This window comes from Thiothrix sp. (genome assembly GCF_028714775.1).
Classification (GTDB): Bacteria; Pseudomonadota; Gammaproteobacteria; order Thiotrichales; family Thiotrichaceae; genus Thiothrix.
In genome coordinates this window covers 18,849-32,209 of sequence record NZ_JAQTLS010000014.1, presented here as the reverse complement: position 1 = coordinate 32,209, position 13,361 = coordinate 18,849, and the positions used below count along the sequence as shown (strand labels likewise).

At 49.4% G+C, this 13,361-nt stretch carries 16 protein-coding genes; 9 read left to right on the top strand and 7 right to left on the bottom strand.

Annotated elements, in window-relative coordinates; translation table 11 throughout:
* Window positions 1–131 precede the first annotated feature (131 nt).
* A complete protein-coding gene (locus tag PHE17_RS13710; protein ID WP_363320119.1) occupies window positions 132–437 on the bottom strand; it encodes a Uma2 family endonuclease in 306 nt (101 codons plus the stop codon).
* Complete coding sequence (locus PHE17_RS21715) at window positions 376–537, bottom strand: hypothetical protein (protein WP_363320118.1); 162 nt, start codon at window positions 535–537, stop codon at window positions 376–378. Before PHE17_RS21715 ends, PHE17_RS13710 begins: the two co-directional genes overlap by 62 nt.
* Before the next feature lie 437 nt (window positions 538–974).
* On the opposite strand from PHE17_RS21715, the gene PHE17_RS13705 reads away from it, so the two are divergent.
* The 5 genes from PHE17_RS13705 (at window position 975) to PHE17_RS13685 (ending at window position 5,684) form a co-directional block, all read left to right on the top strand.
* A complete protein-coding gene (locus PHE17_RS13705; protein ID WP_301016457.1) occupies window positions 975–2,564 on the top strand; it encodes a DUF4435 domain-containing protein in 1,590 nt (529 codons plus the stop codon).
* A gap of 928 nt (window positions 2,565–3,492) precedes the next feature.
* The gene (locus PHE17_RS13700) at window positions 3,493–3,762 is read left to right on the top strand and encodes a hypothetical protein (protein ID WP_301016455.1); all 270 of its coding nucleotides are present in this window, start codon (window positions 3,493–3,495) and stop codon (window positions 3,760–3,762) included.
* Between the two features lie 126 nt (window positions 3,763–3,888).
* The gene (locus PHE17_RS13695) at window positions 3,889–4,893 is read left to right on the top strand and encodes an SH3 domain-containing protein (RefSeq protein WP_301016454.1); all 1,005 of its coding nucleotides are present in this window, start codon (window positions 3,889–3,891) and stop codon (window positions 4,891–4,893) included.
* A gap of 138 nt (window positions 4,894–5,031) precedes the next feature.
* Window positions 5,032–5,310 carry a DUF6516 family protein gene (locus tag PHE17_RS13690; protein ID WP_301016453.1) on the top strand — a complete coding sequence of 93 codons (279 nt, stop codon included), beginning with the start codon at window positions 5,032–5,034 and terminating at the stop codon, window positions 5,308–5,310.
* A complete protein-coding gene (locus PHE17_RS13685) occupies window positions 5,307–5,684 on the top strand; it encodes a hypothetical protein (protein WP_301016452.1) in 378 nt (125 codons plus the stop codon). Before PHE17_RS13690 ends, PHE17_RS13685 begins: the two co-directional genes overlap by 4 nt.
* A 16-nt stretch (window positions 5,685–5,700) precedes the next feature.
* On the opposite strand, the gene PHE17_RS13680 is transcribed toward PHE17_RS13685, so the two are convergent.
* The 5 genes from PHE17_RS13680 to phaE form a co-directional block, all read right to left on the bottom strand.
* A complete protein-coding gene (locus PHE17_RS13680) occupies window positions 5,701–6,891 on the bottom strand; it encodes an AAA family ATPase (protein WP_301016451.1) in 1,191 nt (396 codons plus the stop codon).
* An 85-nt stretch (window positions 6,892–6,976) separates the two neighbouring features.
* Entirely contained in the window at window positions 6,977–7,348 is a 372-nt protein-coding gene (locus PHE17_RS13675) for a hypothetical protein (protein WP_301016450.1), read from the bottom strand.
* Window positions 7,349–7,395: 47 nt separating this feature from the next.
* A complete protein-coding gene (locus PHE17_RS13670; RefSeq protein WP_301016448.1) occupies window positions 7,396–7,815 on the bottom strand; it encodes a YqaA family protein in 420 nt (139 codons plus the stop codon).
* Window positions 7,816–7,898: 83 nt separating this feature from the next.
* Window positions 7,899–8,960, bottom strand: a complete 1,062-nt coding sequence (locus tag PHE17_RS13665) for a class III poly(R)-hydroxyalkanoic acid synthase subunit PhaC (protein WP_301016447.1) — start codon at window positions 8,958–8,960, stop codon at window positions 7,899–7,901.
* Between the two features lie 26 nt (window positions 8,961–8,986).
* Complete coding sequence (phaE, locus tag PHE17_RS13660) at window positions 8,987–10,162, bottom strand: class III poly(R)-hydroxyalkanoic acid synthase subunit PhaE (protein ID WP_301016445.1); 1,176 nt, start codon at window positions 10,160–10,162, stop codon at window positions 8,987–8,989.
* 183 nt (window positions 10,163–10,345) lie between these two features.
* Between phaE and PHE17_RS13655 the strand changes: the two genes are divergently transcribed.
* From PHE17_RS13655 to PHE17_RS13640, 4 genes are all read left to right on the top strand, one after another.
* Window positions 10,346–11,530, top strand: coding sequence for an acetyl-CoA C-acetyltransferase (locus PHE17_RS13655; RefSeq protein ID WP_301016444.1), 1,185 nt, complete (start codon window positions 10,346–10,348; stop codon window positions 11,528–11,530).
* Between the two features lie 26 nt (window positions 11,531–11,556).
* Window positions 11,557–12,285: an acetoacetyl-CoA reductase gene (gene phbB, locus PHE17_RS13650; protein ID WP_301016443.1), complete on the top strand. Its 729-nt coding sequence runs from the start codon at window positions 11,557–11,559 to the stop codon at window positions 12,283–12,285.
* 197 nt (window positions 12,286–12,482) lie between these two features.
* Window positions 12,483–12,941, top strand: coding sequence for a polyhydroxyalkanoate synthesis repressor PhaR (gene phaR, locus PHE17_RS13645; protein WP_301016442.1), 459 nt, complete (start codon window positions 12,483–12,485; stop codon window positions 12,939–12,941).
* 62 nt (window positions 12,942–13,003) lie between these two features.
* The gene (locus PHE17_RS13640) at window positions 13,004–13,354 is read left to right on the top strand and encodes a hypothetical protein (protein WP_301016441.1); all 351 of its coding nucleotides are present in this window, start codon (window positions 13,004–13,006) and stop codon (window positions 13,352–13,354) included.
* Window positions 13,355–13,361: the final 7 nt, after the last annotated feature.

Sequence of the window (13,361 nt, the reverse complement as noted above, 5' to 3'; positions counted from 1 at the left end):
GAAATCAATCGAGTGTGCTAAGTTTAGCATGTTTCACTAGACACGAGCCTAGACCATGACCGACCTCAACGCCCAACTGGTTTCCATCCTCAGCCGCGTGCGATGAAACCAACCGGGAACGCTTGCTGGGCTTACGTTTTGGCGGTTGATTCTGCCCAAAATACGCGCATGTCGGCGTTATCCACGCGCTCGTAAATCGCTTCGACCGCGACCGTTAAGCCGATGGATTCCAGCGTGACGGTTGAGCCGGGGTAGTAATAGGTAGAACGCCATGCCTCGCTGCGCCGTTGTACCACCACTTCGGCAATGTCTTGCTCGATCAGCACGTATTCCAACAAGCTGGGCAAGGCGAGGTATTCGGCGCGTTTTTCGGTTTTATCCTTGCGGTGGGTGCTGCCAGATACGGTTATGATTGGCGCTTGCCCCCGCCATTGCATACGCTTTCCCATCGACGTATTCGTATTTCTGTTCGCTCTCGCGTTCGCCTGCAAGGTAATCTTCAACACTGAGGTAATCGCGTGGGTGTGCTGGTGGCATTAGGCTTTCTCCTAAACGAGTTCTTCGTTTGAGGTTAGCACACGCACCAAAATGGCGGTATTTTGCTGCGGATGTGTGCTTCATTCGTGGGTATTTTTCGTCAGCTTATGGTAAAGTTTCAGGCAATTCGTCAACCGCTGACGACCAACCCAATACTCGCCATACCAATCATAAAAACACGCGCCTGACCCTATGCCGGTCGGCTTCGACGTGGCAGGGCGGTAGCGTGTCAGCCATACCCCATTCGTATGGCAACGGTGATGGTAAACAGTAAGGGGCACGGGAAACAGCGGCGACAATCCCAGAATATGCGGAACGCTCGGCGAACTGTATATCCAGCGTCTGAACATTTGTTGAGCGGAGGCTGTATATCCTGTTATACATAGCTTCCGTCTAACAAACTGTTATGCCCTGATCCGAAATAGGCAATTTAATATATGAAAAAGCTTGTACTTCCAAAAGAAAATACTACTGAGGAGATAGAAACTTCTCAGAGCCTACTGTTAATCGGCGCGAATGGCTCGGGTAAAACTCGGCTAGGTACATGGATAGAAATAACCTCACCGCAGAAGAATAGTGTACACCGCATATCGGCTCAAAAATCCTTGGCTTTGCCAGATTCAACAACACCTCAGTCGATAGAGCAGGCTGAAAAAGACTTGCTGTTCGGCAACCCTAAATGGTCATACCAACACAAATCCAGCAAGTTTAATGATAAACCGGCGACTCAACCTCTAAACGATTATCAAAAACTTATGGTTTACCTGTTTTCTGATGAAACAGAGGAAAACGCTAAATTCAAGAGGGAATGTAAAGCGAGTGATGATCGCGTTGAGCCTCCCGTAACGAAGATTGATCGCGTAAAAGAATTGTGGGAAGAAATTCTACCTCACCGGGAATTAATCATCGGCGGCTTAAGAATACAAACACGCGTTAAAGGCCATGAAGAAAAGCTTTATAACTCATCCGAGATGTCAGATGGTGAGAGAGTAATATTTTATTTAATAGGTCAGTGTTTAGCAGCGCCCCGAGATGGAATTATTGTAATCGATGAGCCCGAGTTACACCTGCATAAATCAATACAAGCACCTTTATGGGATGCCATTGAAAAACAGCGTGAAGACTGCTTATTTGTCTATCTTACCCATGATGTGGATTTCGCAGCAGCTAAAGCTGCTGCAAAAATGGTGTGGCTAAAGTCTTTCGATGGCTCCAAATGGGATTGGGAGCAGATAAATCAAGATGAGGACCTCCCCGACGACCTTCTGATTGAGATTTTAGGCAGCAGGAAACCCGTAGTTTTCGTTGAAGGTGAAAATGGAAGTTATGATGTTTCTCTCTATCGAGAGCTTCTGGCTAATTTCCTTGTAATACCTCGCGGAAGCTGTACTCAGGTTATCCAATCTGTGAAAGCCTTGAAAGCAAACCCACAGATTCACCACTTAGAGGTGTACGGTGTTATTGATCGTGACAGGCGAGTACCAGCAGAAATTGCAAAGCTTGAGCAAGACTCAATCTATGTACTGGAAGTGGCTGAAGTAGAAAACCTTTTCTGCACGCAAGAAGTCCTTGAAATAATTAGCGGGAGGCTAGCCCGCGATCCTGTGACAGATTTTCAGACTGTATCTACTACGATATTTAGCCGGTTGCAAAACGAGCTAGATGGGCAGGTATCGTTGCGGGTTTCAAGCGAGGTCAAGTTTCAATTGAATATGTTTGACGCCAGCCAAAAGGGAGCTGCTGCAATAGATTCTGCATTGCAAAATCTAGTCGCAAACATTGACGTCAACCAGATTTATTCAGATACTCACACACTCTACAGTAATGTCATTCAAAACAGCGATTACAGACAATTGCTGGCGATATTCAATAGAAAATCACTTTCATCCCAAGTCAGCAACTCTTTAGGATTGGCCAACGGGACGTTACCAGAGACTGTCGTCAGGCTTGCAAAAAGTGACTGTAAAGAATTGATAGTCAATGCACTCAAACCATATTTTGGAAATTTTCAGCAGCATATGGCATAACAAGTAAATCCAGGTGACGCCTTCGGCGCACCTGATTTAGGCGTTGGCGTAGGGCAAAACAAAAAGCATCTCCAGATTCAAAGACCGAGAAAAGAGATGATTTTATCATGCAATAGCATACAGATAAAATCAAAATAAATCACATATTAAACAAAAAATTAAACCTAAATAAACAATGAGATTCATTAAGGTTTTCACTATTTCATTTTTAATAATGCTTATTGCTGAGATCAGCAGTTTCATTATTGCCTCTCAGTTTAAAAATAATGATATAAATGAGATTTTTATTAGAGTCGATGTTCAAATTATTACTATGATGATCCTGATTTTATATTCATTGATGTTTTCCATACTCGACAAGATTAACCCAATCAAAATTCACGTCATCACAACATTAAATATAATCGCCTTATCATATACAATAGTACACTCCTATTTATTTTATTCAATGAGAATTGATTGGCTTTCTATAAATGATGGACTAAAAGAATTAACACCATATCAATCCATTGTTAGAAGTGATTTTGTTGCTTTTGGAGGTTTTATATCTTCCCTTATAGCCTGTTTAGTCTTGGGATTTTTTGATAAATATAAAGATTTAAATATGCCGCGATGATTCGTGATAGAGCGTGTCAGCCTGGTAAATGAAGATGGCGAGAGTATCCCATTTACAAAAGAGCTTTGATTTGTTGATGATTTCAATTAATGCGCCAACAAGTTATTCGACGACGGACGCGGTGACAGCACACGACTCCGATCAATTTACTCCCCGCCGCGCCCATCAATTCGGACGTTGATGCTGTAGAATAATCCTAAAATTGAAGTTTTAATTTTTTAAAATCAAGTAGTTAAGAAATTCATGCCTGAAGCTTCCTACACTCTCGTTAGCCCGACACGTAATTCACGATATTATAACAAGCATAACAACATGAACTTAACATTAGATAAGAAGCGAGCAATTCAATTTTGCTATCCAGAAATTGAGCCGAACTGGGAGGAATTACCAGAAGAGATTTTGATTGAACTCGTTTTGGACTATGATAACGAGCAATCATGCGCCACATCAGCACTGTATGAACTCAGCAGCAAAAATAGTCCAAAAGCAGTTGAGCTTGCCGAGTGGTTATTAACAGAAAAAAATGCTGATGAATGGCTAAAAAAATCAGCCACGTCAATTATTGGTCGCAGGGAAAATTAACATGAAAATAATTAAGCATAGAATCACTAACAAGTGAAAATCCCTAATAAAGCCTTTCCGTACAGTACACTGTATCCTGCGCCAATATGCTATCCTCAACTTTTAGCCACCAGAGGGAGACACACAATGATACGAAAATTTGCCACCCCATTATTTGCCGCTTTCATCACTGTCCTGCTGACGGCTGGCGCATGTCACGCGGCTGAAAACTATGTAGCTGAAAACAATTACAAAATCACCGTTGGCACGGGTGTCCGGGTACGCGCAGCCCCTTCCACCAGTGCCACCGAAGTCGGCAAGCTCACGTTGGGTACGGATTTCGCATCCAGCCAACGTACCGCCGAAAGTGTCAAAATCGGCAACCAATCGGCCTATTGGTATCAAGTGGACGCCCCGCTTAAAGGTTGGATTTTCGGGGGCTTTTTGCGCAGTTTCGACCCCGCCCAAGCCGACAATGCCCGCCTGACCCTGATACGGGACAAAATCGGCGCTGCGGATAAGTTATACGACGGTTACGACAACAAATCGCCGCTGTCATTTTCGGACGCGGTGGAAACCAGCCAATTTGCCCACACTGCCGCCGCTGCCAGCAAGGACGCGGAAGCACGGGGCGAACTGGAATTGGCCTACTGGCGGGCAGTGCAACTTTCGCTTTTCCCCATCACCTCAGCGGACAGCGCCAAGCCCCCGTATGCCGCGTGGCTCAAGCAACTGGGGGATAACGCCTTCCACTCCGAACCCAGCGACTCCTATCTGGTGAAGCCGGAAAACTTCTGGACATTGGCTGACCTCCACGCAAAAGATGCCATCGGTGACGCGATTGCATGGCAAGCCGCCAATGCCTTTGTCGGCGGGGAGTGCGAAGGCTCTATCGGCTGCATGTCCGCCCGCAGCCTGATGATGGAAGGCGAATACCTCAAGCGTTTCCCCCACGGCAAACACGCTGAAGATGCCCTAAAAGCTGCCGCCGCCACGCTGGATTTCATCAAGCAAGACTGGAAAAACCAGCCGGACGAAGGCAAAGACGTTGACCTAAAGGCATGGCAAGCCATCCTCGCGCCCTTAACCGACTCAGCCGCCACCAAAGCAGCACGTAAAACCTTGCAGGACATACAGGCACTGAATCACTGAGCCATCCGCCCGCATTGAATTCAAACGCCGCTCGCGTTCTCGCTGAAACCCGCTTTCGGCTGCGAGTGGCGTTGTTAGTTCCCAATCCTATTTTTTATGGTTCTTTACACCATAAAACTTCAATGTCACAATATCCCCATGCCAGCTACAAAACTACTGCACACCAAGGAAGAATATGCTCAAGGTTTCGTGGAAATCCTGATCTGGCGCGTTCCCAAGCCTGTACCGCCCTCGGAGCATCCATTCAAGTATCGGCTGGTCTACATCGTTGATGGTGAGCGGGTAGTCGGCTACGACAATGAACGCGGCAAAGGCGACCACAAGCATATTCAAGGCGTTGAACTGTCCTATGAATTTCAAAGCCCAGCCCGTCTGGTAGCGGATTTTATGCAAGATATTGAAGGGGTAAACACATGAGCGGACGCATTCTGACCATAAAAGTAAGCTCTGGCATCCAATCTTCATTGGCACTCGCCCAACAGATGATGGAACGGTTGGACATCGGCGAAGAACCCGCCCCTTATTTCGGCGTAGGCTTCAAAAACGTCAGCCAAATGCTCAGTGTTTTCACCCCAAAACGCTGGGATTTACTGGCAGCATTACGCGAACACGGCGCGATGAGCATCGCCGAACTTGCCCGCACCCTGCAACGTGATTACAAAAACGTCCACAACGATGTGGAACGCCTAATGGAATGGCTTGCCATCGAACGCGACGCTAACGGCAAAGTGTTTACGCCCTACTCAGAAATCGTGGTAGACGTGCATTTGCCCCAGCAGAAAGCCGCGTGAGCAAATAGACATCAACTCAATACAAAAACCCAAACAACCACAGCGGAATCTTCCCCTCCACCCCAATTTCCAGCCCATCCGCCACCACCCACGCCGCCGTTTCATCCTTAATCTGCTTCTTCGATTTGGCTTTGCCACCGACTTCAAAGATGTACTGCCCATCGACCAGAAAATCACCGCTTTTGGGGTAATTCAATGTGTGGTGGTAAGACAGCATGGAGGCAAAAAACGTCTCGCGTAGCGTTCCCGCTTTAGGCTGGTTGCAAAACACGGCAAACAGGTTGGTGTTATCCAGATACAGTTTTTCCGGCTTGGAAATAATACTGACCCCGCTGGATTTCGCCCCCAACAAGCGCAACAAACCCGCCGCCTGCAATAAACCCAAATATTTGTAGAGGGTTTTCTGGTTCAGCTCCACCGCGCCGCACAGCTTCGACACATTAATATCGTAAGGCTCGCTTTGGCACAACATCACCATTAGCTTTTTCAGCGCATTCACTTTGTCGTAGTCAATCGGGTAAAGCGCGGGGATGTCCGTCTCGATCACCTGCATCGACACATTCAGCAAGCGCGGCAAATGGGTTGACCCTGCCTCACAGTAAAACGGGTAAGCACCGTGTTCCAGATACGCGGGCAAATACGCCAAGGGTTTGATCCGACTGACAGTTTCCAACGCCAATTGCGGATGGTGTTGGAGCAGGGCATCCAGCGTCACGGCTTCAAAGGTTTCGCCCGTTTCCAACTCCAGAAATTCGCGGAATGACAACACGGGCAAACGGTACAACATGGCGCGACGGCTCAAGTCCGCCTTGGCATTGTCAATTGCGGTTGCTGACGAACCCGTGAAAATGACCTTGAGATTGAAATAGCTGTCGAAAATCAGCTTCAGGTCGCGCTCGAAATGTTGGCATTTGTGGATTTCGTCGATGATGAGCAATTCACCGCCAATTTTCTGGAATTCATCGGCAATGGTAAACAGCCCGTGCTGCCCGACCAAAGGGTGCTCAGCAATGACATACAGCACCTTGGTTTCCCGCGCCACGGATTTGAGGTATTGCAGCAGCAGGGTGGTTTTACCCGCCCCGCGTGCGCCCATGATGCCAATCAAGCGTTGCGAAAAGTCGATTTGCCGGAACAGGAAACGCTGGTAATCCGGCAGCTTTTGCGTCCTGATTTGATTGGAAAGGTGCTGTAGCGGCTCAATCATCTTACTGCAATACCTGCTTTCAAGTAGTTTTTTAGCATTATAATACTAAAAATTACCAATGTCTTGAGCCTGACAGATAACCGCCCTATTGCAGCTTCAGCTTTGCCTTAACCCCATCCACCAAGCCTTTGACCTTGGCGTAATCCGGCCCCGCAACAATCACCGTGCCGCCGCTGGCATAAGGTTCTGCTGGTTCATCGCAGCCACCTTCCGAACTCACGCAATACAGCACGACTTTGTAATCCCCTTTAAAACCCACCACCTCATTGCGCGGATTAGTGGAGCTTTTTTCGGTAACGCCTAACGCGCTGAAGGCTTTTTTGCCTTGAGCACGGCATTCGCCCAACGGCATACTGGCATCGAAAAAGCCGGTGGCATGTTCAATGAAAGGCGCATCCGCCGATGCTGCTGCACTTAGGCAGAACAAGGATGCAGCAAACCAAGGTGTTATTTTCATGATGGGTTCCTCGCAGTAGTTAACGCCCCCATCATCGCAGTTTCTTGTCAGCCCGTCACTAGCCAGCCCAGCACCCAATAGCGCCCGCCCTTGGCTAAAGCCACGATCAGGACGAACGGTAGCAACGGCATCCGCATCACCCCCGCCATCACCGTCAGCGGATCACCCACCACTGGCAACCAACTCAACAGCAACGACCACCAGCCATAACGTTGGAATTGCTGCTGCGCCCGCTCCAACGTCGCCGCTTTCACCGGAAACCAGCGTTTGTCGCGGAAGTGCTCCAGATAGCGCCCCAACCACCAATTAATCACCGACCCCAGCGTATTACCGCAAGTAGCGACGGCAATCAGCAGCCAAAACGTACCCTGCCCATTGAGCATCAAGCTCAGGAGTAAAGCTTCCGATTGGGCGGGAATCACAGTGGCAGCAAGCAGTGCCGAGAAAAAAAGCAGAAGGTAAGACATAAGAAAGGAGCTTACTCCCATCACCGACAGAAATAAGCCCTTCTTGCACCCCTCCTTTGCAAAAGGAGGGGCGGGGGGAGGATTTAGCTACGCGCTGTCAGCCACTCACCAATTGCAGGTGGGATGGTCTTTTGCGCTTTGCCGCTGACATAAATACCGATGTGACCGCCTTTGAAAGACAGCTCGGTGTAATCCGACGTACCAGTCGCGCCTTTGAGCGCACGGGAAGCGTCCGGCGGAACCAGATGGTCTTGCTCAGCAAACACGTTCAGGATTGGCATGGTGACGTTTTGCAGGTCAACCGTGTATTCGCCGATCTGTACTTCGCCTTTCAGCAGTTTGTTTTGCTGGAAGAAATCCTTGATGAACTGGCGGAAAGTTTCGCCAGCCTGATCCGGGCTGTCGAAAATCCATTTTTCCATGCGCATGAAGTTTTTCAGGGTCTGGGCATCGCCCATCACGTCAACCATGCCGAGGTATTTCTGCCCCATCAACTGGTAAGGTTTCAGGTTGAGGAATGTCCAGTTGAGCATAGTGCCGGGAACGTTGCCGATGGTATCAACCAGCAGGTCGATGTCGACGTTTTGTACCCAGTAGCTGAGCATGTTGTCAGGGGTCTTGAAATCCACTGGCGTGACCATTGTCACCAGATTCTTGACCTTATCCGGGTGCATGGAGCTGTAGCACAGGCTGAATGCGCCACCTTGGCAGATACCCAAGAGGTTGATGGCATCGACATTGTGACGTGCACGGATTTCATCCACGCAACGGTCGAGATAGCCATTGAGGTAGTCATCAATCGTCAGGTAACGGTCGGAAGCATCCGGGTAGCCCCAGTCGATCAGGTACACATCTTGCCCTGAATCCAACAAGCCCTTGATGGTAGAGCGGTTTTCTTGGATGTCAGTCATGTAAGGGCGGTTAACCAGCGCGTACACGATCAGCATCGGCACTTTGTTGCTAGGTTCTTGCGTACCCTGATAACGGATCAGCTTGAGTTTGTCTTCCTGATACACCACCTCGAACGGGGTAACGCCAGTGGAAATCTCACCGACTTCCATCATGTTGGTCATACCCTGCGCGAGCTTCTCATTGAACGCTTTAACTTCGCTCAGGATGGCATCTGGACGTATTTGAAACGGCATATTCGTGCTCCTTGAATTCGGGGTGATCAGGCTTTCTTGCTACGTGCGCGGGGTGCTTTCGGCTTAGCTTCGGCTTCTGCCACTGCTTCAACCGGAGCCGCTGCTACTTCCACGTCTACCACTTCTGCTGGCGCAACGTCTGCCGGTGCTGCGGCTTCTTCAACCGGGGCAGCAACAACGGGAGCGGGGGCAGCGGGAGTCGCTTGTGCAGCAGTCAGCGCATCAACCTTGCGGGAAAGTTCCTGCAATTGCTGGCGCAGGGCGCGGTTTTCACGGCGTGCTTCCTGCTGTTTTTGGAAAGCCATGTTCAAATCTTTGCGGGTCGGCAGGTTTGCAGACTCGTAAACGGTATCCAGTTCAGCGTTAATGCCCTTTTTCAAGGCCATCAGGCTGTTAACCATATCGCCGTACACAACCTGATATTCATCAGTCATGGCGAATTTGCCGTAAACGTCTTCGTTGACATCTACCCACAGGTCATACAGTTCGCGCAGGGTATTGATGGTTTTGCCTTCATTACGCAGCGTTTTGACACGTTCACGCAATGCACCAACCGACTTGAGACCCTGTTTAGCAAAGGCTTTCAGGTAATCATCGGTCGCTTCTTGGTAGTTAGCACCCAACAGCGCCAATTCCTGCAAGCGTTCCTGTGATTCGCGGTTGTAACCAACAGCAGGCGTACCCAGTACCTTGCTCAGTTGTTCCTGCCAGTTTTCTGACATCGGCATGTGGAAACCACCTGCACCCACTTGTTGGAAGGCTTGCATACCCATGCCTTTCAACACACGCTGCCAGCTTTCCAGTGCGGCTTGACCAACGCCAAAACCGTGGGCGCTGAATTTGCCCGCTTCAAGCTGGTTGCAGCACGCAACGAAACCGGATTCCATCGAATCCATCCATGCGTCCATCGCTTCTACACCTGTTGTACCAGCCTGTTGTGCTTTGAAAGCATTTTCAGCAAGGTTCATGTAGGTTTTGCCCATATCCACCACGCGATGGAAAGCATCCGTAGACGCGCCGGGCACAGCGTATGGGCTAACAGCCTTCCACCATTGCTCCAAACCTTGCGTCCAAGCCGGGATTGCAGGTTGAGCCTGCGCACCAGCCTGCCCCATTTTCGCTAAATCTGACCAAGCGTCCCAATAACGCTTTTGAGCATCAGACCAGTTTTTCATCATATCGTCAGACCAAGCTGGTATCATTATCCATTCCTCCTACGAAAAAATCGTTGCATTTTACTAGCTTAACATGGTATTTTGTGCGCCGCAACAATGTTAACACTTTGCCGCCCGGTGGCTTGCATCCAGGATTATTTTTTACGGTATTGTTGGCAGCACCCACCCGCATTCAAAGCTTAAATATAACTGTTCCCTAGGAGAAACTTCATGCGCGAAGATATTGTTATCGTAGCCGCAGGCAGAACCGCACTCGGCACATTTGGTGGCGCTCTGTCCGCCATCCCCGCATCTGAACTGGGTGCAACCGTCATCAAAGGTTTGCTGGAACGTTCCGGCCTGAAACCTGACCAAATCAACGAAGTCATTCTGGGGCAAGTATTGACCGCTGGTGTAGGCCAAAACCCTGCACGCCAAGCTGTCCTGTCTGCTGGCCTGCCGGTTGAAGTTCCGGCGATGACCATCAACAAAGTTTGCGGCAGCGGCTTGAAAGCAGTTCATCTGGCGTACCAAGCAGTAGCTTGTGGCGATGCTGACATCGTTATCGCGGGCGGTCAGGAAACCATGAGTGCTTCCGCACACGTCCTGCCGGGCTCACGCAACGGTCAGAAAATGGGCGACTGGAAAATGGTCGACACCATGATTAAAGATGGCCTGTGGTGCGCTACCAATGATTACCACATGGGCATGACCGCTGAAAACATCGCAGCCAAATACGGTTTCAGCCGTGAAGCGCAAGACGAGTTCGCGGCCGGTTCCCAACAGAAAACTGAAGCGGCTCAAAAAGCTGGCGTATTCAACGACGAAATCATCCCAGTCGTCATTCCACAGCGTAAAGGCGATCCGGTTGTATTCAACACCGACGAATTCCCACGCGCTGGCACAACCGCTGCTTCCCTTGGCAAACTGCGCCCTGCTTTCAAGAAAGATGGCTCAGTAACTGCGGGCAACGCTTCCGGCATCAACGACGGTGCTGCGGCAGTAATCGTGATGACAGCATCCAAAGCGGCTGAACTGGGCTTAACCCCAATGGCCCGCATTGTAGCTTTCTCTAGCGCAGGCGTTGATCCGGCAATCATGGGCACTGGCCCTATCCCGGCGACGACCAAGTGCTTGGAAAAAGCAGGCTGGAGCGTTGCTGACCTCGATATGATCGAAGCCAACGAAGCATTTGCAGCACAAGCCATGTCTGTCAACGAAAGCCTCGGCTTTGACCTGAGCAAGGTTAACGTCAGCGGCGGCGCGATTGCACTGGGCCATCCGATTGGTGCTTCCGGCGCACGTGTTCTGGTAACACTGTTGCACGGCATGAAGCGCACTGGCGCGAAAAAAGGTCTGGCAACACTGTGTATCGGTGGTGGTCAAGGCGTTGCGTTGGCTGTTGAAGCGGTTTAATTAAAACATTTTGAGGAGCATTGATTATGAGTAAAGTTGCACTGGTAACTGGTGGTACTGGCGGTATTGGTAACGCGATTTGCAAGCAGTTCGCTGCTGATGGCTACAAAGTTGTTACAACTTATTTCGAGCCAGAAGAGCAAGCCAAAGCATGGCAAGCCAAGCAAGATTATGAAGTAGCGATCTACCCTTGCGACGTTAGCAACTATGATGACTGCGCCAAACTGAAAGAAGCGGTTATTGCTGATTTCGGTCAAGTTGACATTATCGTTAACTGCGCGGGCATCACCCGTGACGCAACCTTCAAGAAAATTACCCCAGCACATTGGGCTGCGGTCATGAAAACCAACCTCGACAGCGTATTCAACGTCACTCACCAGTTCGTTAACGAAATGGCTGAGCGTGGTTTTGGTCGCGTGATCAACATTTCTTCCATCAATGGCCAAAAAGGTCAGTTCGGTCAAACCAACTACAGCGCTGCCAAAGCAGGCGTACACGGTTTCAGCATGGCACTGGCGCAAGAAGTTGCACGCAAAGGCGTGACCATCAACACCTTGTCACCGGGCTACATTGCGACTGAAATGGTTATGGCAATCGCGGAAGACGTGCGTAACAAAATCATCGCGCAAATCCCAGTAGGCCGTTTGGGTACTCCAGAAGAAATGGCTGCAATCGTTTCTTTCTTGGCATCCGACAAAGCGGGCTTCATCACAGGTGCGAACATTTCCGCTAACGGCGGTCAGTTCATCCACTAAGATGGCACGTTAGGGGCGTAAAATATTGCGCCCCTATACCCCCTCCCCCCACTATTCACCGCTATTGAGCAGGTGCGTATTGTTTTTGTGTGCATAACAAAACGTTAACCTATAAAATCATAGATAGAAGCTGCACAAAAACCGCAGCCAGTTGACCGTTTTGTTTCATCACAGCAGTAGCCCAACGTAAAAATCCTATGGCAGAAGAACGCATTATCAAGAAGTACCCTAACCGGCGCTTGTACGACACAGCCCAGAGCTGTTACATCACCCTGAATGATGTACGCGATTTGGTGCTGGCAGAAACCTCCTTCAAAGTTATTGACCGCCAATCAGGCGATGACATCACCCGTAGCATCTTGCTGCAAATCATCATGGAACAGGAATCCGGCGGACAGCCACTGTTCAGCGCTGAAGTTCTGGAACAATTCATCCGTAACTACAGTGACACCACCCGTAAGGGCTTTACCGAATACATGCGGCAAAGTGTCGACCTTTTTACCAGCCAACAAAACACTATGCGCGAACAGATGCATAAAGTGCTGGCAGGTACACCCTTGGATGCCTGGATGAAGATTGGCGAACAAAACATTCAGGTATGGCAGAAAATGCAAGAAAGTATTTTGCAAGGGTTACAGCCAAAAGACGGCAAATAACCCGATCAGTTTCTATACTTAGTCCCATAGTCAGACGGGGGTGATTGCTAAGGGCTATTGGTATGGGCTTTGTTCTATCCCTTATTTTTTTGCTGGGCGTGACAGTAGGGTATTGGCTTGGGCGCTCGTCTGGCTATAGCGACGGTTTTGACCAAGGAAAAAAAGACGGCAAGAAAGCCGGTATCGACGAAGGCAAAGTCGAGGGGATCAAAGATTACCTGCGCAAGGAATTGCTTGAATCCAAAGCGATGAGCAAAACTTACGAAGTCGATGCCGCAACCAAAGCCCGCGACGCACTCGAAGCTGACATTAAGCCCAAACCCAAACCTTCCGCTCCTGACGAAATCAATTGGTTAGCCTTGACAGCCACAGTGCTCATCATCGCTTGGGTATGGTTCACATTGCACCAATAAGGAAACG